This window comes from Pseudomonas sp. TNT3, assembly GCF_010095445.2.
Taxonomy (GTDB): domain Bacteria; phylum Pseudomonadota; class Gammaproteobacteria; order Pseudomonadales; family Pseudomonadaceae; genus Aquipseudomonas.
In genome coordinates, this window is record NZ_WFGV02000078.1 from 1 (window position 1) to 19,662 (window position 19,662).

21 protein-coding genes are annotated in these 19,662 nt (G+C 60.5%); 13 read left to right on the top strand and 8 right to left on the bottom strand.

Annotated features, from left to right (window positions below; genetic code table 11):
- Positions 1–587: 587 nt before the first annotated feature.
- From codA to GBC55_RS27510, 3 genes are all read right to left on the bottom strand, one after another.
- Entirely contained in the window at positions 588–1,835 is a 1,248-nt protein-coding gene (gene codA, locus GBC55_RS27500; protein ID WP_162440749.1) for a cytosine deaminase, read from the bottom strand.
- Positions 1,836–1,850: 15 nt separating this feature from the next.
- A complete protein-coding gene (gene codB / locus GBC55_RS27505) occupies positions 1,851–3,122 on the bottom strand; it encodes a cytosine permease (RefSeq protein WP_162440748.1) in 1,272 nt (423 codons plus the stop codon).
- A 184-nt stretch (positions 3,123–3,306) separates the two neighbouring features.
- A complete protein-coding gene (locus tag GBC55_RS27510; protein WP_162440747.1) occupies positions 3,307–4,137 on the bottom strand; it encodes an alpha/beta hydrolase in 831 nt (276 codons plus the stop codon).
- Positions 4,138–4,379: 242 nt separating this feature from the next.
- Here GBC55_RS27510 and GBC55_RS27515 point away from each other — a divergent pair, with 242 nt between their 5' ends.
- A complete protein-coding gene (locus tag GBC55_RS27515) occupies positions 4,380–4,859 on the top strand; it encodes a Rid family hydrolase (RefSeq protein WP_218576875.1) in 480 nt (159 codons plus the stop codon).
- A 111-nt stretch (positions 4,860–4,970) separates the two neighbouring features.
- Here the strand turns inward: GBC55_RS27515 and queD are convergent, their stop codons facing one another.
- On the bottom strand, positions 4,971–5,327 hold the full coding sequence (queD, locus tag GBC55_RS27520; protein ID WP_162440746.1) for a 6-carboxytetrahydropterin synthase QueD: 357 nt from the start codon (positions 5,325–5,327) through the stop codon (positions 4,971–4,973).
- Between the two features lie 74 nt (positions 5,328–5,401).
- On the bottom strand, positions 5,402–6,481 hold the full coding sequence (locus tag GBC55_RS27525) for a patatin-like phospholipase family protein (RefSeq protein ID WP_162440745.1): 1,080 nt from the start codon (positions 6,479–6,481) through the stop codon (positions 5,402–5,404).
- Positions 6,482–6,629: 148 nt separating this feature from the next.
- On the opposite strand from GBC55_RS27525, the gene GBC55_RS27530 reads away from it, so the two are divergent.
- The 4 genes from GBC55_RS27530 to GBC55_RS27545 are packed head-to-tail and all read left to right on the top strand — an operon-like array spanning position 6,630 to position 9,240.
- Positions 6,630–6,938 carry a PepSY domain-containing protein gene (locus GBC55_RS27530; RefSeq protein WP_162440744.1) on the top strand — a complete coding sequence of 103 codons (309 nt, stop codon included), beginning with the start codon at positions 6,630–6,632 and terminating at the stop codon, positions 6,936–6,938.
- A complete protein-coding gene (locus GBC55_RS27535; RefSeq protein ID WP_162440743.1) occupies positions 6,938–7,258 on the top strand; it encodes a PepSY domain-containing protein in 321 nt (106 codons plus the stop codon). The genes GBC55_RS27530 and GBC55_RS27535 overlap by 1 nt, the downstream gene beginning before the upstream one ends.
- A 3-nt stretch (positions 7,259–7,261) precedes the next feature.
- A complete protein-coding gene (locus GBC55_RS27540) occupies positions 7,262–7,930 on the top strand; it encodes a response regulator transcription factor (protein WP_162440742.1) in 669 nt (222 codons plus the stop codon).
- The gene (locus GBC55_RS27545) at positions 7,927–9,240 is read left to right on the top strand and encodes an ATP-binding protein (protein ID WP_162440741.1); all 1,314 of its coding nucleotides are present in this window, start codon (positions 7,927–7,929) and stop codon (positions 9,238–9,240) included. The genes GBC55_RS27540 and GBC55_RS27545 overlap by 4 nt, the downstream gene beginning before the upstream one ends.
- Positions 9,241–9,385: 145 nt before the next feature.
- Here GBC55_RS27545 and GBC55_RS27550 read toward each other — a convergent pair whose 3' ends face one another.
- Positions 9,386–11,533: a methyl-accepting chemotaxis protein gene (locus GBC55_RS27550; RefSeq protein ID WP_162440740.1), complete on the bottom strand. Its 2,148-nt coding sequence runs from the start codon at positions 11,531–11,533 to the stop codon at positions 9,386–9,388.
- 426 nt (positions 11,534–11,959) lie between these two features.
- On the opposite strand from GBC55_RS27550, the gene GBC55_RS27555 reads away from it, so the two are divergent.
- Both GBC55_RS27555 and GBC55_RS27560 read left to right on the top strand, forming a co-directional pair.
- Complete coding sequence (locus GBC55_RS27555; protein ID WP_162440750.1) at positions 11,960–13,276, top strand: Na+/H+ antiporter NhaC family protein; 1,317 nt, start codon at positions 11,960–11,962, stop codon at positions 13,274–13,276.
- A 141-nt stretch (positions 13,277–13,417) separates the two neighbouring features.
- The gene (locus GBC55_RS27560; protein WP_162440739.1) at positions 13,418–15,100 is read left to right on the top strand and encodes a methyl-accepting chemotaxis protein; all 1,683 of its coding nucleotides are present in this window, start codon (positions 13,418–13,420) and stop codon (positions 15,098–15,100) included.
- Positions 15,101–15,299: 199 nt separating this feature from the next.
- Here the strand turns inward: GBC55_RS27560 and GBC55_RS27565 are convergent, their stop codons facing one another.
- Positions 15,300–16,235: a LysR family transcriptional regulator gene (locus GBC55_RS27565; RefSeq protein WP_162440738.1), complete on the bottom strand. Its 936-nt coding sequence runs from the start codon at positions 16,233–16,235 to the stop codon at positions 15,300–15,302.
- 155 nt (positions 16,236–16,390) lie between these two features.
- Here GBC55_RS27565 and GBC55_RS27570 point away from each other — a divergent pair, with 155 nt between their 5' ends.
- The 3 genes from GBC55_RS27570 (at position 16,391) to GBC55_RS27580 (ending at position 17,702) form a co-directional block, all read left to right on the top strand.
- The gene (locus GBC55_RS27570) at positions 16,391–16,885 is read left to right on the top strand and encodes a DMT family transporter (RefSeq protein WP_162440737.1); all 495 of its coding nucleotides are present in this window, start codon (positions 16,391–16,393) and stop codon (positions 16,883–16,885) included.
- 2 nt (positions 16,886–16,887) lie between these two features.
- Positions 16,888–17,340, top strand: a complete 453-nt coding sequence (locus tag GBC55_RS27575; protein ID WP_162440736.1) for a DMT family transporter — start codon at positions 16,888–16,890, stop codon at positions 17,338–17,340.
- A gap of 194 nt (positions 17,341–17,534) precedes the next feature.
- Complete coding sequence (locus GBC55_RS27580; protein WP_162440735.1) at positions 17,535–17,702, top strand: metallothionein; 168 nt, start codon at positions 17,535–17,537, stop codon at positions 17,700–17,702.
- 69 nt (positions 17,703–17,771) lie between these two features.
- Here the strand turns inward: GBC55_RS27580 and GBC55_RS27585 are convergent, their stop codons facing one another.
- A complete protein-coding gene (locus GBC55_RS27585; RefSeq protein ID WP_045060943.1) occupies positions 17,772–17,999 on the bottom strand; it encodes a DUF6555 family protein in 228 nt (75 codons plus the stop codon).
- Positions 18,000–18,144: 145 nt separating this feature from the next.
- On the opposite strand from GBC55_RS27585, the gene GBC55_RS27590 reads away from it, so the two are divergent.
- From GBC55_RS27590 to GBC55_RS27600, 3 genes are all read left to right on the top strand, one after another.
- Positions 18,145–18,924 carry a helix-turn-helix transcriptional regulator gene (locus GBC55_RS27590; protein WP_162440734.1) on the top strand — a complete coding sequence of 260 codons (780 nt, stop codon included), beginning with the start codon at positions 18,145–18,147 and terminating at the stop codon, positions 18,922–18,924.
- Between the two features lie 89 nt (positions 18,925–19,013).
- Positions 19,014–19,187, top strand: coding sequence for a DUF1427 family protein (locus tag GBC55_RS27595; RefSeq protein ID WP_162440733.1), 174 nt, complete (start codon positions 19,014–19,016; stop codon positions 19,185–19,187).
- A 30-nt stretch (positions 19,188–19,217) separates the two neighbouring features.
- Positions 19,218–19,662: alcohol dehydrogenase catalytic domain-containing protein (locus GBC55_RS27600; protein WP_247267025.1), on the top strand; the 445-nt coding region annotated here is incomplete at its 3' end.

Sequence of the window (19,662 nt, forward strand, 5' to 3'; positions counted from 1 at the left end):
TCGTCGGTTTGACCGATGCATTCCTTATCGGCGCTTTGGGTAGAAGGGGTGGGACGAGAAGTCTCCCACAGTCTGTACTGGTCAGAGTCAGAATCGAGTCTGTAGTCCCACCCCACCCCTTCAAGTCAAAACATACAAGCGAGCCTGCTCGCGATTGCGGTGACCCATCCAGCATCGATGTTGCCTGACACGGCCCCATCGCGAGCAAGCTCGGCTCCCACAGTAGGTCACTGTCGTACACAAATGTTGTGTCCACTGAAGATTCAAAGTGGGAGTGAGCCTGCTCGCGATGGCGGTGGCCCATCCAGCATCGATGTTGCCTGACACGGCCCCATCGCGAGCAAGCTCGGCTCCCACAGTAGATTACTGTCGTACACAAATATTGCGTGCACTGAAGATCCACTGTGGGAGTGAGCCTGCTCGCGATTGCGGTGACCCATCCAGCATCGACGTTGCCTGACACGGCCCCATCGCGAGCAAGCTCGGCTCCCACAGTAGATCACTGTCGTACACAAATTTGTGTCCACTGAGATCCACTGTGGGAGCCGAGCTTGCTCGCGATGGGGACAGCAGGGTCAGCGGAAATCTCAGAGCTGACCACCAAAAAATTCCACCTCCGGCATTGTCCGCTTCATCAAAACCTTCCCGTCCCGAATCGAATACAGCGGCAACCCCTGGCTGCGAATAACTTCGTAATCACTGTCCGCCGACAGGATCAGCAAATTCGCCGGCCGCCCGCGCTCCAGGCCGTAACGATCACCCAATGCCATGGCCTTGGCGCTGTTGTCGGTGACCAGGTCCAGCGCGCTTTGCAGGTTGCGGTACCCGAGCATGTGGCAGATGTGCAGGCCGGCTTCGAGCACCCGCAGGATGTTGCCGTTGCCCAGCGGGTACCACGGGTCGACGATCGAATCCTGGCCGAAGCACACGTTCATGCCCGCTTCGAGCAGCTCGTTGACCCGGGTCACGCCGCGGCGTTTCGGAAAGTTGTCGTAACGCCCTTGCAGGTGAATGCTTTCGGTCGGGCAGGAGACAAAACTGATCCCCGAGTGCCCGAGCAGACGAAACAGCTTTGCGCAGTACGCGTTGTCGTAGGAACCCATCGCCGTGGTGTGGCTGGCGGTGACCCGCGAGCCCATGTCGCGGCTGCGGGCCTCTTCGGCCAACACTTCCAGGAAGCGCGAGTGCGGGTCGTCGGTTTCGTCGCAGTGCACGTCCACCAGGCAACCGGTGCGTTCGGCCAGGTCCATCAGGAACTTCACTGAACTGACGCCCTGATCGCGGGTGTACTCGAAATGCGGAATCCCGCCTACCACATCGGCGCCCATGCGAATCGCTTCTTCCATCAGCTCGCGACCATTGCGGTAAGACTCGATGCCTTCTTGCGGGAACGCCACGATCTGCATGTCGACCAGGTGGCGGCTTTCCTCGCGCACTTCGAGCATCGCCTTAAGTGCCGTGAGTTGCGGGTCGGTGACGTCGACGTGGGTGCGCACGTGCTGGATGCCGTGGGCGGCCAGGGCCTGGAGGGTTTTGCGCGTGCGGGTCTTGGTGTCTTCCTCGGTGATCGTGACCTTGCGCTCGCTCCAGCACTCGATGCCTTCGAACAGCGTGCCGCTCATGTTCCAGCGCGGCTCGCCGGCGGTGAGCGTCGCGTCGAGGTGGATGTGCGGCTCAACGAACGGTGGAATCACCAGATTGCCGCCGGCATCCAGATCGTCGGGGCCCAGGGTGGGCGCCTCGGTCTGACGCGCGATGCTGCTGATCAGGCCGTTTTCCAGGTGCAATTCATGCAGGCCTTCTTGGTTGCGCAGGCGGGCGTTGATGATGTGCATCAGGCGAATCCTTTTTCAGAGATCTTGTAAGGGTGCGTTGGCGACTCGAGCACCAAAAACGCCGGTCAATAGCACATACGTTAGCGCGGCAGCGGCAATCCCTACCAGCGGTGCGACCCACGGCGAACTGAAAGCGGCCACCGTGCCGACCGCATAAGCGCTCAAGCCGGGCCAGTTGAACGCCGGTAAACGCGTGTCGGCCAGACGAGGATATTGACCACGGTAGCGGAAGAAGAAATCCGCCATGATCACGCCGCCTATCGGCGGAATCACCGTGCCCAGCAGAATCAGATACGGCACCAGCAGGTCGTACATACCCAGCAGCGCCAATGCGGTGCCAATCACCGCGCCGACCAGGGTCACGGTCTTGCGTCGGTCGGTGCGCAGCAGGTTGCAACCGGCGACGGCGAAGTTGTAGATGGTGTTGTCCTGGGTGCTCCAGATGTTGAGCAGCAACATGCCCATCGCTGCCATGGCAAAACCTTGCAGCAACAGCACTTCAACCACGTCCGGTTGCTGATAGACGATCGCCCCGTAGGCGCCGATCAACACCATCAGGCCGTTGCCGATGAAGAAACCGATCAGACTCGCCAGCACCGCAACCCTGGCCGAGCGCGAAAAACGCGTCCAGTTGGTGGCTTGCGTGGCGCCGCTGACGAAGGTGCCGAACACCAGGGTAATCGCGGTCGACCAATCCAGCGTGCCTGTCGGCACCACGGCCAGCAAACCGTCGAGCCCGCCGACTTTTACCGTGGCGACCCACATGGACAGCATCAGCAGCAACATCATCGCGGGCACCGCGATCCAGGACAGGATTTCCAGACCGCGATACCCGACATAAGCGGTGGCGCAGAAGCCCAGGCCGAACAGCACCATCAGGCCCAGCACGGTCCCGTCGCTCAACTCGAAATACTTGCCCAGTACGACGGCAGCCGTGGCCGTGCCCCAGGCGTACCAACCGATCTGGGTAAAACCGAGGATCAGATCGCTGAGCTTGCTGCCCACCTCTCCGAAGCAGAACCGGCCCATCAACACCGAATTGAGGCCACTCTTGAAGGCGATGTAGCCCAGTCCTGCGGCATACAGTCCGAGCAGCAGATTGCCGACGATGATCACCATCATCATTTCGCCGAAACTGAACGCCACGCCGAGCTTGCCGCCGGCAAACATGGTGGCGGTGAAAAACGTAAAACCGAGCAACACCATGGCCGTTGAGGCCAGGCCTTTACGGGCATGCATCGGGACTTCGCTGAGGGGATAGTCGTTGCCGGGAGCGTTCTGCGTCATGGGGCGTTCCTTGCTGGAGTGGAAGACGCGGAGGAGGTTGCAGTGGTCGTGCCAATGGCGTTGGTCTGGTTATGTATAGCCGAGGCTGATCATTTGGCGCGGCAGAGGGCACAAAAGCGGTGCACTCGAACACTCCGTATCCTTTGTAGGAGCAAACTTTGCTCCTACAAAGGATTGAGTTTGTTCAGGGGGAAGTCTGGAGTGGCAGGAATCTGAGCAGCGCCGCAACAATGGCCTCCGGCGCGTCCTCTTGCACCAGGTGCCCGGCATTGGGGATGGCATGCAACTGGGCACCGGGAATCATCTGTTGCAGCGCTCGCCCACGCTCGATGGGAATCCACTCATCGTCTTCACCCCACAGGATCTGCACCGGACAGCGGATCGTTGGGTAGAGCGTTTCAGCTTCGCGGGTATAGCGCGTGTCCATCTGGGCGATCTGCCGATAGAACGCCGCTTGCCCTTCATCCCCCAGCCAGGGCTGTACGTAGGGGGCGAGTTCGTCGTCCGTGATCTCGCGCTTGATCGCCCCGCGAATGTAGGCCGGCACGATGGCGCGCTGAATGTAGTCCGGCACACCGCTGAACGCCGCTTCATGCTGGCGCACATGCTGCACGAACGGCGAACCCCAGGGCGTCAGCGCTACCGGATCGATAAGGGTCAGGCTGCGGTAATCCTTGCCATTGAGCAGATGCGCCCGCAACGCAGTGGCACCGCCGAAATCGTGGGCCACCACATCCGGGCACGCCAGGCCCCAGTGGTCGAGCAGTTGAGCCAACAGGTCGTTCTGCACACCCAGGGAAACATCGCCGTCGATTTTCTCGGATTGCCCGTAACCCAGCAGGTCGAAGTAATGCACCCGATGGGAAGCGATGAAGTGCGGCGCGATACGGTGCCAGACGTAAGAAGAGAACGGCGTGCCATGCACGAACACCAGGGGCGGTCCGTCGCCGCGCACGGCGTAGCGGATGGAATGTCCGTTGAAGCGATAGGTTTGAGGCAGCGGCCAGTCAGCCATACGCGTGTCCTCTTGGCGGGGGAGAAGCAAAAGCATAGGCAAAAAACCGCCTGCTTCGGTCGTTTTTTATCCCGTGAAATTCAAGTCGGCAAAGGTGTAGGAAAGGTCCAGGTTTGCGAGGCGTTTTTTCCTATATTCAGGACTGCAGGGGACTTCTTTCACAACGTGTTGCCAGGGCCTGATTTCTCATTGAAGCGGTCGGCATACTCCGCCGACACCAATGAGTTTAGGAGCACGTAACTTTGAAAAAGATTTCATGGATGACTGGCAGTGTTTTAACAATGAGCATCTTGCTGGCGGGATGTGCGAACGTTGGCGATCGGCCCAATGGCGCCAAGGACGCAAAGCCTGTCGAGTTTATCGATTCCGGTCGGTATAACTTGCCATTCTCTGATGCCGTCCAGGTGAGCGCTACGAAGTTGTTATTCATGTCGGGCACAATCGGTGCCGAGCCAGGATCTGACCAGTTGGTAAAAGGTGGCATTGAACCGGAGTCACGTCAGGCATTGGACAATATTAAAACGGCTCTGGGATCCAACGGTTATGAAATGACGGACGTGGTCAAGTGCACAGTGATGCTGGCCGATATAGCAGAATGGCCCGCCTTCAACGAGGTGTACAAAACTTACTTCAGTAAACCTTATCCCGCTCGCAGTGCGTTCGGTGGCACCCAGCTTGTTTATGGTGCACGACTGGAGCTGGAGTGCATCGCGGCAAAATAACCGCGACAGATCCAGACAAAAACGCCCCGAACAGTCGGGGCGTTTTTTTAGATGCTTGCAGCATCTTTGTAGTTAACGTGTTGGCATTCAGGTCGCTTTTTTTTCGAACGCTTACTCGCCGTTATAAATGCAGCCACTGGTGCAGGTTTCGTGGATGCGAATCGCGCTGAGTTCCGGCAGCAATGGCTTCAACTCGTTCCAGATCCACTTCGCCAGTACTTCACTGGTCGGGTTTTCCAGGCCAGGGATATCGTTCAGGTAGTTATGGTCCAGACGCTCGTACAGCGGCTTGAAGATCGCCTTGATCTCCGAGAAATCGCGAATCCAGCCGGTGTGCGGATCCAGGTCGCCACTCAAATGAATGGCCACTTTGAACGAGTGACCGTGCAGGCGACCGCACTTGTGGCCTTCCGGCACGTGGGGCAGGCGGTGGGCGGATTCGAACGTAAATTCCTTGAAAATTTCCACAGTGTTTTGAGCTCTGTCAGGTGGCGATCGCCGCGGCGATGTGGGCAGGCGGCGAGTTTATCAGTTTGTCCTGACTAAAGGGTCAGCAAGCGCTCGCCGAGGCGACCGTTGGCGGTCAGTTCGAGGAATTCGTCACCCAGTCGCCGGCTTTCATCCATCGCCGCGCGCCAGTACTTCTGCCGGCTCGGGGCATCGCCCATGAAGCGCTTGAAGTCGTTGCGGTCGGGCAGTTTGCCGTAAGGAAGGCGTGCCAGGTACTCCTTCGAGGGCGCCAGCAGCAGCACATCCTGCAGGCGCTTGGGGCAGGCCCGGCGCCAGGGCAGGGTCTTGTCGAACCAGCCGGGGATGATGCGGTCGGTGAAGTGCGGGTAGAGCACGATGTCGTTGCCGCTGTAGGGCAGGTCAAGGTGATAGTCGAGCAGCCCGCCGTCACGAAAGGTTCCGGCGCCGGCGCCTGGCAGATCACGCACACCTTCCATCACCATCGGGATCGATCCTGAGGCGAGCAAGGCCTGGCGCAAATTGCCGGCATTCAGGGCGATAAAGCGTGAGGGGAAATCGTTCAGCGCGTTCACGGGAGGCGCCAGGCGCGGGTCATGGAGGATCAGGCGTTCGAAGTGTCGCGCAAGCCGCGAACGACCTCGCAGGTTGTCGGCAATCACTGACGACAGGCCCAGTCCCAGTCGCCCGCGATGATCATCGGCCAGTCGGCCATGGCTTTTGACTACCATGATGTTCAGCCGGTAGTGCGCGTTGTCGAGTATCGAAGCGTCGCGGCCGTCGAGCAGTTCATCGAGCATGCGCTGCGAGCTCTGGCTGATCTGCGCCATCGTGACGCCCTTGTCGAAATTCTGCTCGGTGTACAGATGGCCGAGGCGGCGGATGCCTTCGGCCGCGTCTGGCAGGCAGGCGCTGGCGAAGCGCCAGGAACCCACCGAAGCGCCGATCAGCGAGCGCTCCCGTGGCGCAGCGGGCAGCCATTCACCGAACAACGCCAGGTCCAGACCTTGAATCCCCAACGCCTTCGGGCCACCGGCGGCACCGGGCAGCGTCCCCACGTCGGCGGCGTTCAGACCGTTTTCCCGGATGCGCGCAAAGGCTCGCGGGCCGGCTTTGAGGGTCAGGGAGGGGAACTTGATGTGGATGGCGGTCATACGGGTCTCGGTGCGTGGCAGGCGGGCGGGATTATAGAAGATTTCGTTGGGCTCCCCTGAAGGAGATGATGGCCATTCAGTTTCAATTAAGTTCACCTCGCTAAGGTGGCTCCCTGTTGGCAATACACGAAAAAACACGGAGACACCCATGAAAAACCTGACGGCCCTGATCACCGCATCCATTATCGGCATGACGGCCAGCATCGCCCACGCTCGCGACCTGGGGCCCGACGAAGCCCTGCGGCTGCGTGACGCTGGTACCATTGTGTCTTTCGAGAAGCTCAATGCCACCGCGTTGACCAAACACCCAGGCTCCAGCATCACCGAGACCGAGCTGGAAGAAGAGTACGGCAAGTACATCTACCAGGTTGAGCTGCGCGACCCGCAAGGTCTCGATTGGGACCTGGAATTGGACGCTGTCAGCGGGCAGGTTCTCAAGGATCATCAGGATACGTAATGAAGGTGCATTTGTTTTCCAGTCGAAGCGCCAGCCGGGCAGGCCTGGCGCTTCTGGTTTTGTGTTCGGTGGTCATGGCTCGCGACCTGGATCAGGACGAAGCCCTGCGCCTGCGCCAGCAAGGCGTGATCCTGCCGCTTGAGCAGCTCTTGCAGCAGGCGCTGGACCGCTATCCGGGCGCCAAACTGCTGGAAGCGGAGCTCGAAGAAAAACACGACGTCTACATTTATGAAGTCGAACTGTTGACCACCGAAGGCGTGGTGCGTGAACTGGACCTCGATGCCCGTACTGGCCAGTTACTGAAAGACAAGGAAGATTGATCGATGCGTTTGCTCCTCGTGGAAGACCACGTGCCCCTGGCCGATGAACTGATGGCCGGATTGAATCGCCATGGCTATGCCGTGGACTGGCTGGCGGACGGTCGCGATGCGGTGTATCAGGGCAGCAGCGAGCCCTATGACTTGATTATCCTCGACCTCGGCCTGCCGGGTTTGCCGGGGCTGGACGTGCTCGCGCAATGGCGCGCAGGCGGTTTGGCGACGCCCGTGCTGATCCTGACAGCACGCGGGTCCTGGTCCGAACGCATCGAAGGCCTGAAGGCCGGCGCTGACGATTACCTGACCAAACCTTTTCATCCAGAAGAACTGCACTTGCGGATTCAGGCGCTGCTGCGTCGGTCCCACGGCCAGGCCAACCAGCCGACGCTCAAGGCGGCAGGCCTGCATCTGGATGAAGGTCGCCAATGCGTGACCCGTGACGGTGCAGACATCCAGCTCACTGCCGCGGAATTTCGCCTGTTGCGTTATTTCATGCTGCACCCCGAGCAGATCCTCTCCAAAAGCCACCTCGCCGAACACCTCTACGACGGTGAAACCGAGCGTGATTCCAACGTACTGGAAGTCCACGTCAACCACCTGCGCCGCAAGCTCGGGCGCACGGTGATCGAAACCCGCCGCGGCCAGGGTTACCTGTTCGGCGGTCAAGCCAAGTGAGGTCGATCCAGCGCCGCTTGAGCCTGGGGCTGATCAGCGTGATGGTGATCGTCGGCCTGGTGCTGGCGCAGACCAGTTTGTGGCTGTTCGAAATGGGTTTGCAGCGCTACCTCGAAGCCGGGCTGCGCAACGACAGCGAGAGCCTGCTGGTAGCGCTGGTGCGTGGTCCCCAGGGTTTGCAGCTGGATGAGCGACACTTGTCGCCGGCTTATCAGCGGCCGTATTCCGGGCATTACTTTCGCATCGACTTCGCCGACAACCATTGGCGCTCCCGTTCGCTGTGGGATCAGGAGTTTCCGCGGCTTGAGCAGCCCGGTCTGCAAAGCAATTTGCAATTGGGGCCGGAGGGGCAGCAGTTGCTGGTGTTGCGTTCGGACTATCGCCGGCTCGGGCAGTCGATTTCCATCAGCGTGGCCCAGGATTACACCCCGGTGCGCGACAGCTTTTTGCGCATGCAGCAAGTGGGCTTGGGCCTCGGTCTGGCGGGGTTGTTGCTGATTCTGCTGTTGCAACGGGTCACCGTGCGCCGCGCCTTGCGCCCGCTGGAAAAAGCCCGCGAGCAGATCGCTCAGTTGCAACAGGGCCAGCGTTCGCAACTGGACGATCAGGTGCCGGTTGAACTCGAGCCGCTGGTGGCGCAGATCAACCATTTGCTCGCTCATACCGAAGACAGCCTCAAGCGTTCGCGCAATGCCTTGGGCAACCTTGGCCATGCGTTGAAAACGCCGTTGGCGGTGTTGTTGAGCCTGGCATCGAGCGAAAAGCTCGATGCGCACCCGCAATTGCGCAAAGTACTCCAGGAGCAACTGGAGCAAGTCCGTCTACGTCTCAACCGCGAACTCAATCGCGCCCGATTGTCCGGCGACGCGCTGCCGGGGGCGTTGTTCGATTGCGATGCCGAATTGCCGGGATTGCTGGCCACGCTCAACATGATTCACGGTGAACACCTGGACCTGAGCTATGTCGCGCCCAAGGGGCTGCAGTTGCCCTGGGATCGGGAAGACCTGTTGGAGCTGCTGGGTAATCTGCTGGATAACGCCTGTAAGTGGGCGGATGCCGAGGTGCGGTTGAGTGTGGTCGAGACGGCGGCAGAATTTGTGTTGAGCGTTGAAGACGATGGTCCGGGCATTCCCGAGGATCAGCGGGCCCAAGTGTTCAGCCGCGGCACGCGACTGGACGAACAGACCGATGGGCATGGGCTGGGATTGGGGATCGTGCGAGACATCGTGGATACGTGGGGTGGGGTGATGCGGTTGGAGGAGAGCGAGTGGGGCGGGTTGAAGGTGGTGATTCAGTTGCCCAAGCGCTGACATTGATCTCATAGCTGCTGAGAAATCTGTGGGAGCGGGCTTGCCCGCGATGACAATGTAACAGCCCACATAGAGGGTGGCTGTTATGACCTCATCGCGGGCAAGCCCGCTCCCACAGGTAATGCCGGTGGATGCAGTATTTGTGTTACACCCGGAACTGGTCCATCAAGGCCTGCTGCTGATTCGCCAGGCTGTTGAGGGACTGGCTCACCCGCGCTGATTCATTGGCCTGCCCCGACAGCGACTCCGTCACGTCCCTGATCGTCGCCACGTTGTTGTTGATCTCTTCCGCCACGGCGCTTTGCTCTTCTGCCGCGCTGGCGATCTGCAGGTTCATGTCGCTGATCACCGTGACCGCATCACCAATCTGGCGCAACGCGGTTACGGCCTGGCCGACTTGCTCGACGCTGCCCTGAGCCTGGCGATGGCTGTTGTTCATCGAGCCCACCACATCCTGTGTGCCGCTTTGCAGCTGTTCGATCACCAGGCGGGTTTCTTCCACCGACTCCTGGGTGCGACGTGCCAGGTTGCGCACTTCATCGGCCACCACGGCAAACCCGCGTCCGGCTTCACCGGCACGGGCGGCTTCGATCGCGGCGTTGAGCGCCAGCAGGTTGGTCTGTTCGGCAATGGCACGGATCACTTCCAATACCGATCCGATTTTCTCGCTGTTGGCCGCCAGGCCTTCGACTTGCACCATCGCTGCGCTCATATCGGCCGCGAGGTTGTCGATGCTGGTGGTGGTCTGGTCGATCACGGTCAGGCCCCGGCGGGTTGCATGGTCGGCGTCCCGGGCGGCCTGGGCGGCTTGCGCTGCACTGCGGGCGACGTCCTGAGCCGTGGCGCTCATTTCGTGGGACGCGGTGGCAACTTGATCCACCTGACGGTACTGCTGCTCCATGCCGGCGCTGGTCTGTGTCGCAATCGCGGATGACTGGTCGGCCGTGCTGCGCGCGTCCTGCACCGAGCGTTTGACCTCGGCAATGATCGGTTGCAGCTTGTCGAGGAAGCGGTTGAACCAACCGGCCAACTGGCCCAGTTCATCCTGCTTGTCGTAGGCCAGGCGGCGGGTCAGGTCGCCTTCGCCGCTGGCGATGTCTTCGAGCATGCGCGCCACACCCAGAATCGGTTTGGTCACGCTGCGCGCCATCAGCCACACCAGCAACAGGCCGATCAACGCGGCGACAACACCCAGGCCAAGCTCCAGCAGTGTGCCGGTGGTGTTGCTGTCGTCGAGTTGTTTTTCCAAAGCTTCAGCCGGGCCGACCAGGATTTTTTCCGGTACTTGCAGCAGTACGCCCCAGGATTTTCCACCGGGAATCGGCTGGAACGGTGCCAGAACCTTCAACTGCTGGTTGCTGTGCAGGCTTTCGGTCTTGCTGCTGCCGGCCAGCCTGCGGATCAGCTCTGCGCCGCTGGTTGTATCCACCGTGTCCAGGCGCTGGCTGAGTTTGCTGGCGTCCGGGCTGTAACCGGCCAGCAAACCGACCGGGCTGATGATGCTGACGTTCGTCTGGCCGTCATAGAGCTTCTTGCTCGCGGCCTGACTGATCGCTTGCAGGCTGTTGAGGTTGATGTCCACCGACAGCGAGGCGATGACCTTGCCGTTGACCATCAACGGAAAAACAATGCTGGTCATCAGCACGTTCTGGCCGTCGATCTTGTAGAAATACGGTTCGATCACGCAGGGATTGAGCGAGGTGCGCGGGCAGGTGAACCAGGCGTTGGCCGGCTCGCCGCTGGGGCCGGCGCTGGTGTCGGCCATGTCGCTTTCCGGCAGCGCCATGGACGTGACCTTGCCCGGCGTCGGTTGCGACCAGTACAGGGCGAACCGGCCCTTGTCGTTGCTGCCCAGTTCGGCCTGGCCGGCGAAGAGTTCGTCCTTGCCGTCCAGTGCGTTGGCTTCGAACACCAGCGACAGACCGAGCAGCTCCGGGTTGGCCTGCAGCGCCGACTTGACCTGTCGGGTCAGGTCTTCACGCAAATCGAACGCGTCGAGGAAGCGTTTTTCGGCCTGGTCGCGCAGAAACAGCACCTGACGCGAAAAGCCGTGACCGTATTGATAGGCGTCCATGAACTGCTGGCGAATCTCCAGCGCCTGGTTTTCGCCCTGGGATTCGATCCGCGCCTGGGCGCTTTCGTTGAGCATCTCCATGCTCGAGGCTTTCACCAACGCGGAGCTGTGCTCCATGCGATACAGCGAAAGACCCACCAGCAGGGTCACGATGCCCGCCAGGCAAAGCCCGGCCAGCAGGGTGATTTTCCATTGAATGGAAAGTTGTCTGAGTGACATGGAGACGTCCTTATTCGATAAATATCTGCGGCTTTGCTCTGTAACGGCAGTGATTTTGGATTCTTGATCCATTCAGTTAAATAAGAAGCGACACCAAACCCTGTAGCAGCTGGCGAAGCCTGCGTTCGGCTGCGCAGCAGTCGTAAAATCAGAACTCAAGGTGTATCAGGAAGTCCATGCAAGCCGGATTTACGACTGCTTCGCAGCCGAACGCAGGCTTCGCCAGCTGCTACAAGAGGCGTGCACGTTTAGCCTGCTACAAGTGCGGGCAGGCATCACAGCGACCAGGCCGGTCGTGTTGGCTTTGACAAGGTGGCATCGGTCCGGCACAGTGCGCGCCCTCTAATAAAACCCATTTCATGATCCGCTGGCGGCTCTTTGCAGACTGCCGGCTGAACTCATTGCGCTTGTCTTGAGGTAACGATGATTAATGCTGTAATTGCCGCGGTCGGCGTCATGCTGATACTCAGCCTGTCCCGCGTGCATGTCGTGATCGCACTGATCGTGGGTGCCCTGGTCGGTGGTTTGACCGGTGGCCTTGGCATCGACGCCACCCTGAAAGCCTTCAATAGCGGCCTCGGCGGCGGGGCGACGGTGGCGTTGTCCTATGCGTTGCTGGGGGCTTTTGCCGTGGCGATCGCCAAATCCGGCATGGCCCATGCGCTGGCTGACAAGGCCCTGGCGATGGTCGATCGCCAGCACGCCAGTGGGGGCGGCCGGGTCAAGTGGCTGCTGATCGGCTTGCTGTGGGTGGTGGCCATTGCCTCGCAGAACATTTTGCCGATACACATCGCCTTCATTCCGTTGCTGGTTCCGCCGCTTTTATACGTGCTGACCAAGCTGCAACTGGACCGGCGGCTGATCGCCTGTGTCATGACATTCGGCCTGATCACGCCGTACATGTTCCTGCCGGTAGGCTTCGGTAACATCTTTCTCAATGAAATCCTGCTGGCCAACGTCGCCCGCAGTGGTGTGGACATCAGCGGCATCAACGTTACCCATGCCATGGGTATTCCGGCGCTGGGCATGGTGTTCGGGCTCGCCGTAGCGTTCTTCAGCTACCGCAAGAAACGCGTCTACGACCTGGGGAAGATCGAGCAGGTCGAGCAGGTGGCCGTGCAATACAACCCGCTGAGCCTGATGGTGGCGGGACTGGCCATCGTTGCCGCGTTCGTCATTCAGCTGCTGCTGGATTCGATGATCATCGGTGCGCTGGCGGGGTTTCTGATCTTCTCGGTGTCGGGCATTGTCAAGTGGCGTGATACCGATGACCTGTTCACCGAAGGCATGAAGATGATGGCCATGATCGGCTTCATCATGATCGCCGCATCCGGCTTTGGCGAAGTGATCAAAGCTACCGGGGACGTGCAATCGCTGGTCGAAACCTCGGCGTCATGGATCGGCCACAGCAAAGCCATTGGCGCCTTGCTGATGTTGCTGGTCGGCCTGTTGGTGACCATGGGCATCGGCTCATCGTTTTCCACCGTGCCGATCCTGGCGGTGATTTTCGTGCCGTTGTGCGTGCAGCTGGGGTTCAGTCCGCTGGCGATCATCAGCATCGTCGGTACGGCCGGTGCCTTGGGTGACGCGGGCTCGCCTGCTTCGGACTCGACCCTGGGCCCGACCTCCGGTTTGAACATCGACGGCCAGCATCACCATATCTGGGACACCGTGGTGCCAACGTTCCTGCACTACAACTTGCCGTTGCTGGCGTTTGGCTGGGTGGCGGCGATGGTGCTCTGACTTACAAAAGCAGGGGCTGTGTGGCGAGGGGATAAATCCCCTCGCCACACAGCCACACTCCCACAATGACCGCATTCAACTTTTGACCTGGCGTGCCGTTAAAGCTTTAACCACGCCAATAACATCAAAAGAGTGAACGTCATGCGCATGAGCTTGAAGGCTAAAGTCCTGTCCCTTGCCGTCCTCCCGGTATTGCTCTTTGCGCTGGTCATCAGCCTGACCACCTTGTTCATTCTCCAGCAACAGGCCCGCAACGAAGTCGAGGAAACGCGTCAGCGTCTGCTCAGCGACGCCAAGACGACCCTGCAAAGCTACGTCGCCGTGGCCATGACCGCGATCAAACCGCTTTACGACGCTGCCGCCCCCGGCGATGACGCGGCACGGGCCCAGGCGGTCAAGCTGCTGTCGAGCATCAGCTACGGCAAGGATGGCTACTTCTTCGGCTACGACTCCAACACCGTGCGCCTGTTCAAGGCCAACAGCCCGGAAGGCGTCGGCCAGAGCTTCAAGGACAACCGCGATCCGAATGGCGTCTACGTCAACCGCGACCTGGTGAAGGTCGCGAAGGATGGCACCCACTATCTGCAATACAGCTCGCCACTGCCGGGTAACAGTCAGGTGCTGGTGCCCAAACTCGGCTACACCGAATTCCTGCCGAAGTGGGACATGGCGGTCGGCACGTCGGTCAATCTCGATGGCATCGAAGCGCAGGTTGCACTGGTCGAAGCCAAGGTGCACGAGCGGATGGAAGGCGTAGTGCTGAGCATTGTCGGCATCGCGCTGCTGGTGTTGCTGGTGATCGCCGTCGCCGGTCTGTTGCTGGCCAACACCATCTTGCGTCCGCTGACCCTGATGAAAGCCAACCTGGACGACATTGCGGCGGGCGAGGGCGACCTGACCCGCCGTCTGACCGTCACCAGCAAGGATGAACTCGGTGAACTGGCCGGCTCGTTCAACCGCTTCGTCGACAAGATCCATGGGCTGGTGCGGCAGATCACCGAAATGACTTCGCAACTGACCGGGTTGGTGAATCAGGTGTCCGATCAGGCCCAGCGTTCGGACAAGGCCATGGAACGTCAGCGCCATGAGACGGATCAGGTGGCCACGGCGATCAACGAGATGTCGGCGGCGGCCCAGGAAGTGGCGAAAAGCGCGCAGAACGCGGCGGTGGCCGCCCAGCAGACCGACGAAGAAGGCCAGGCGGCCAAGCGCGTGGTGGCTGGCAGCATCGTCAAGATTCATGCATTGGTGGACGATATTCGCAGCAGCGGCGTGTCCCTCGACAGCTTGCAGAAAGACGTGTCATCGATTGTCAGTGTGCTCGGTGTGATCCGTTCGATTGCCGATCAGACCAACTTGCTGGCGCTGAACGCTGCCATCGAAGCGGCTCGCGCTGGCGAAGCGGGCCGAGGGTTTGCAGTGGTGGCGGACGAGGTGCGGGCGTTGGCCAGTCGCACGCAAATCAGCACTCAGGAAATCCAGAGCATGATCGACCGCTTGCAGGCCGGCACCCAGTCCGCCGTGGACGCCATGCGCCGCTCCAGCGAAGCCGGCGACGGCACCAGCGCTCAGGCCAATGAAGCGGGTGCGTCGCTGGACACCATGGCGCAACTGATCGCCACCATCAACGCGATGAACGCGCAGATCGCCAGCGCCGCCGAGGAGCAAACGGCTGTGGCCGAAGAGATCAACCGCAGCGTGCATCAGATCGCGGTGGCCGTGGACAGCGTCGCCGACGAAACCCAGCTCGGCGCGCAGACCACCCGCAGCCTTGCGGACCTGGGACAGCGGTTGGGCAAGCTGGTCGGGCAGTTTCGTATCTGACCCAAGGATGTCCTTGGAACACACACACTTGTAGCAGCTGCCGAAGGCTGCGTTGGCGCCGGGGTCGCGCTCGACCGAAGCGGGCGCTGCCCAGCACCCTGTGATTTTCACTTGAAAATCGGGGGCCGCTTCGCGGACCCAACGCAGGCTTCGCCAGCTGCTACAGGTCTTCCGGGGTGTCGGAGGCAGTAGGCAACTGTTACGGCCTGTCCCAATACGGCACCACGCCAAAACACTCCACGTAAAAATCAATCACCGTCCTGACCTTCACCGACAACCGTCGGCTGCCAGGCCATAGCACCGCGATCTGTTGGGGCTCGAGGCTGTTGGACACCTGATAGTCCCCCAGCACTGGCACCAGCGTGCCGTTGCGCACGGCTTCGCCAATCAGCCAGGACGGAAACATCACCAGCCCCAGTCCCTGTTCGGCGGCCTGGGTGAGGGTGTCGGCGTGATTGCCTGTGATCGGCCCGGTGACCGGGTAGGGCGTCCAGTCCTGTTGATCCTTGCGGAAAAACCAGCGCTGCTGGCCCGTGACCCCTTTGTAGGCAAGGCACTGATGCGCAGCCAGCTCATCGGGGTGTTTCGGCGAGCCATGGCGTTTGAGGTACGCCGGGCTTGCCGCTACCTGAAAGCGATGGGGCGCCAGGATGCGCGCCTGCATGCTGGAATCGTGCAGCGGGCCGATGCGAAACAACAGGTCTGCGCCTTCCTGCAGCGGGTCGACGTAAGTGTCGGTCTGCTGGATATCCAGTTGCAGCTTCGGATAGCGCTCGCATAACTGCCCCAGCCACGGCGTCAGGTGACGCTGCCCGAACACCACCGGCGCATTGATCCGCACCAGTCCGCTGGGCTCGCTTTGCTGTTCCTGCAACGCCTGTTCGGCTTCTTCCAGTTGCACCAGCACCAGCCGCGCGTGATGCCCGAGCATGCGTCCGGCCTCGGTCGGCGTGACGGCGCGGGTGTGGCGATAGAGCAATTGCTGGTTCAAGGCCTGCTCCATTAGCTGGATTTGCCGGGAGATCGAAGAGGGCGCCAGGCCTTCGCGACGGGCGACTTCGGAAAAACTGCCGTGGTCGAGCACCGCGACAAAAAGTCGGAGTGCCTTGAAACCAAACTCGTTGAGGCCCTGCATGGGAATGTCCTGCTGTGCGGTTTGCGCAAAAGTGTTGTCCGGATGCTCCCATTTATCGCAAAGGATCGCCAGACGATAATGCGCGCCTATTCCACCCAGTGGGAGCGAGCAGACTCGCACTCACGGGTTGGGCCAACTGATCACGGGTACTGCTTATGCAATCTTCTTCAATCGAACAAGCCGGCGTTGTTCCTGCGCCTGCAACCAAACCAGGACTTCGGCTGCTGCTGTTGCCGCTGGTGATTCTGGCCGGAATGGGCCTTTCCGTGGAGGCCGGGTTGCTCGGGCCGCTGGGGGTTCAGGTCGGGCACCTGTGGGCGACCTTGAGCATCTTCGGTGTTGGCTCGGCGATTCTGTTTTTGCTGCTGTTGTTCAGCGGCCCGCAACAGGGTCCGGCCTTGAACACCTTGCCGCGCTGGCAATTGATCGGCGGTTTTCTGGGACCGATGTACGTCATCGTGCTGACCCTGGCCACACCCCATATCGGCATTGCCATGACCATGATCGCGATCCTTTCCGGGCAGGTCGGCAAGAGTGTGTTGATCGACCATTTCGGCTGGTTCGGCGCCGCGCGTAAAAAGGTCAACGGCGAACGTTGGCTGGCCTTGCTGCTGATTGTGGCGGCACTTGTTCTGATCGCGAGAGGTTGATGATGAATCTGATTATTTTGTTGGCGGTGGTCGTGGCTGCCGGTGCGGTGTTGAGTGTGCAGGCGGCGATCAACGGACGTCTGGGTGAAACGGTCGGTGTGTTGCGCAGCAGCCTGTTGACCTTCGTGGTGGGTGCGGTGGTGACCGGATTGCTGATTCTGTTTTTCGAACCGGCCCATGCGGTGAGCCTGCTGGACGTGCCGAAATGGCAGCTCAGTGGCGCGTTGTTCGGCGTGGTCTACATGATGGTCATGGTCGGCGCGGTACCACGGGTGGGTACGGCAGTGGCGACGGTGGCAGTGATCGTGGGGCAACTGGGCATGGGCATGTTGATCGACAATTTCGGCTGGCTGGGTAATCCGGCGATCGAGTTGTCCAGCAGCCGTATCCTGGCGATGGTGTGCCTCGCCTTGGCGTTGCTGTTCATGTACCGCAGCAATACCCGCAGCGCTTAGGCGATAACGACTAACCCTGTAGCAGCTGCCGAGCCTGCGAGGCTGCGTTTGTTTCGACAGTCTGGCGAGGACTTCGTCCTCGAACGCAGCCTCGCAGGCTCGGCAGCTGCTACAGGGATGTACACAGCTCCTACACTGTCAGTGACGAGTGCGCATCCGCCGCACCCGGACGACCATAACAATGGAGTCAAACCATGACAGTGACCAAAACCGATACCTGCGACTGCCCGAAATGCGAGTGCAAGCTGGGTGAACATCCGATCGCGCGACACGGCAAGCACTACTGCTGCGAGGCCTGTGCCAAGCATCATGAGCATGGCGAAGAATGCTCGTCCAAAGGCTGCAAGTGCGCCAAAAGCTGATCAGTCGCCCAAAGAAAGTGGAGCCTTCCTGGCTCCACTGTCGTCTGAATTCCCCTCCCCTGTTGATACTTAGCCTGCGGGTCGCCAGGTCACATTCTCGACCCCGAATTTCTCCGCCATCGGTTTGCTGGTTTTCTGCACCTTCTCTCGGCCAAAGCGCGGGATCCGACCCACGCCGGCGTCACAGCTTGCCCAATGCCAAGCCTCTGCGTTGTCCATCTTGTCCAGACGGATAATGAAAGACTTGGGGGCGCCATGAAGGGTGTATTCAATGACGAATAGTTTTGCGTTGTTCATAAAGCCCGTATTCCTCCCTGTGGTATTAAAAGGATCGTGGGCGTCGCGGAAAATTCAGTCGGATTGTCAGACGGCTGTGACCAGTGGCGGCCTGACTGTTCGCTCGTTAACATGCATCTCCTGAAAACCCCAATGATCATTGCCCATGGCCCTCGCCGCGCCCCCAGATCTGAGTGATACCGATGTGCCTGTGCAACCGCTCGCGCGCACCTATCCGCGCGGGCTATTCATCGAGCCCCACGAGCATGTCTGGGGCCAGTTGCTGTATGCGATGAGTGGGGTCATGTGGGTCGAAACGCCGCATGAGGCGCTAGTGGTTCCGCCGCAGCGCGCGGTCTGGCTGCCGCCGGGCGTGCCCCATGGCATTCGTGTGGTCTCGGACTTGCAGATGCGCAATATCTACCTGCGCCCTTCATTGGCGGCGACGCTGGACGACACGGTCCAGGTGATCGAAGTGGGTGGGTTGCTGCGTGAGTTGATCGTCAGGCTGGTGGAGCAGGGTGAGGACGGCGCCCCCGAGTATTACGAGGCGCTGGTGAACCTGGCGTTGTTGGAGCTTAGGCGAGCCGGGCGATCCCTGCTGAAAATACCGCTGCCGGACGATTCCGACCGGCGCCTGATGAGCTTGTGCCAGGCCGTCATGGCCAATCCCTCGCTGGACGTTCCCTTCGAACAGTACGCGGAAAACGTCGGTGCCAGCGTGCGCACTCTGGCGCGATTATTCAAGGACGGCCTGGGCATGGGCTTCGCCGAGTGGCGGCGGCAGGTCCAACTGGCGACGGCGGTGGCGGAATTGATTCAGGGTGTACCGGTCAGCGCGATTGCACGGGAGCTGGGCTATTCGCCGAGCAGCTTCAGCGACATGTTCCGTCGGGAGCTGGGTGTCGCCCCCTCACAGTTTTGCGCAAGTCAGCGTCCGGACTGATCGTTTGGCCGAGATTCAGAAGCGCTTGGCCGATACGCGACGTGACCCGCTTATAGACTTCAGGCTTATCTAAACGCCTGGATGCTGCCATGAATTACCTCATCTCGATTGTGATCGGTCTGGGCGTCGGCCTGCTGTACGGCGCGCTGGATTTTCGTTCGCCAGCACCGCCCGCGATTGCGCTGTTAGGCCTGCTCGGCATGCTCGCCGGAGAGCAGTTGTGGCCGCTGGGGCGGCAACTGATCGCTGGCTGGATCTCTTGAATTCTGTTCCTTCAAAATTGGACACCTTCCATGAATGCACTGCAGTTCGACAAAACGGGCGACCTTTCGGCCCTTCGCTATGTTGAGATTCCCGCCCCTGTTGCCGGCGCTGATGAGGTGCTGGTCGAAATCAAAGCCGCCGGCCTGAACCCCAGCGATGTTAAGAATGTGCTGGGGCGTTTTCCCTACACCACGTTGCCGCGCATTCCCGGCCGCGACTTCGCCGGCATCGTTGTGCAAGGTCCGCAGGCACTGATAGGCCAGGAGGTCTGGGGCACGGGGCGTGAGTTGGGTTTTTTCGCCGATGGCTCTCATGCGCAATTCGTGAAACTGCCGGCCAATGGCGTCGCACGCAAACCGACCCACCTGTCCTTCGCCCAGGCCGCCAGCCTCGGCGTGCCGTACACCACGGCGTGGGATGCGCTGGAGCGCAGTCTGGTGACGGCCGATACGCGATTGTTGGTGATCGGCGGCG

What these genes read in the sequence shown, in the direction of transcription:
- codA (WP_162440749.1), bottom strand. Translation starts at nt 1,835, where the DNA reads ATGCACATCATCAACGCCCGCCTGCGCAACCAAGAAGGCCTGCATGAA.
- codB (WP_162440748.1), bottom strand. Translation starts at nt 3,122, where the DNA reads ATGACGCAGAACGCTCCCGGCAACGACTATCCCCTCAGCGAAGTCCCG.
- GBC55_RS27510 (WP_162440747.1), bottom strand. Translation starts at nt 4,137, where the DNA reads ATGGCTGACTGGCCGCTGCCTCAAACCTATCGCTTCAACGGACATTCC.
- GBC55_RS27525 (WP_162440745.1), bottom strand. Translation starts at nt 6,481, where the DNA reads ATGACCGCCATCCACATCAAGTTCCCCTCCCTGACCCTCAAAGCCGGC.
- GBC55_RS27530 (WP_162440744.1), top strand. Translation starts at nt 6,630, where the DNA reads ATGAAAAACCTGACGGCCCTGATCACCGCATCCATTATCGGCATGACG.
- GBC55_RS27535 (WP_162440743.1), top strand. Translation starts at nt 6,938, where the DNA reads ATGAAGGTGCATTTGTTTTCCAGTCGAAGCGCCAGCCGGGCAGGCCTG.
- GBC55_RS27540 (WP_162440742.1), top strand. Translation starts at nt 7,262, where the DNA reads ATGCGTTTGCTCCTCGTGGAAGACCACGTGCCCCTGGCCGATGAACTG.
- GBC55_RS27550 (WP_162440740.1), bottom strand. Translation starts at nt 11,533, where the DNA reads ATGTCACTCAGACAACTTTCCATTCAATGGAAAATCACCCTGCTGGCC.
- GBC55_RS27560 (WP_162440739.1), top strand. Translation starts at nt 13,418, where the DNA reads ATGCGCATGAGCTTGAAGGCTAAAGTCCTGTCCCTTGCCGTCCTCCCG.
- GBC55_RS27565 (WP_162440738.1), bottom strand. Translation starts at nt 16,235, where the DNA reads ATGCAGGGCCTCAACGAGTTTGGTTTCAAGGCACTCCGACTTTTTGTC.
- GBC55_RS27570 (WP_162440737.1), top strand. Translation starts at nt 16,391, where the DNA reads ATGCAATCTTCTTCAATCGAACAAGCCGGCGTTGTTCCTGCGCCTGCA.
- GBC55_RS27575 (WP_162440736.1), top strand. Translation starts at nt 16,888, where the DNA reads ATGAATCTGATTATTTTGTTGGCGGTGGTCGTGGCTGCCGGTGCGGTG.
- GBC55_RS27580 (WP_162440735.1), top strand. Translation starts at nt 17,535, where the DNA reads ATGACAGTGACCAAAACCGATACCTGCGACTGCCCGAAATGCGAGTGC.
- GBC55_RS27585 (WP_045060943.1), bottom strand. Translation starts at nt 17,999, where the DNA reads ATGAACAACGCAAAACTATTCGTCATTGAATACACCCTTCATGGCGCC.
- GBC55_RS27590 (WP_162440734.1), top strand. Translation starts at nt 18,145, where the DNA reads ATGGCCCTCGCCGCGCCCCCAGATCTGAGTGATACCGATGTGCCTGTG.
- GBC55_RS27595 (WP_162440733.1), top strand. Translation starts at nt 19,014, where the DNA reads ATGAATTACCTCATCTCGATTGTGATCGGTCTGGGCGTCGGCCTGCTG.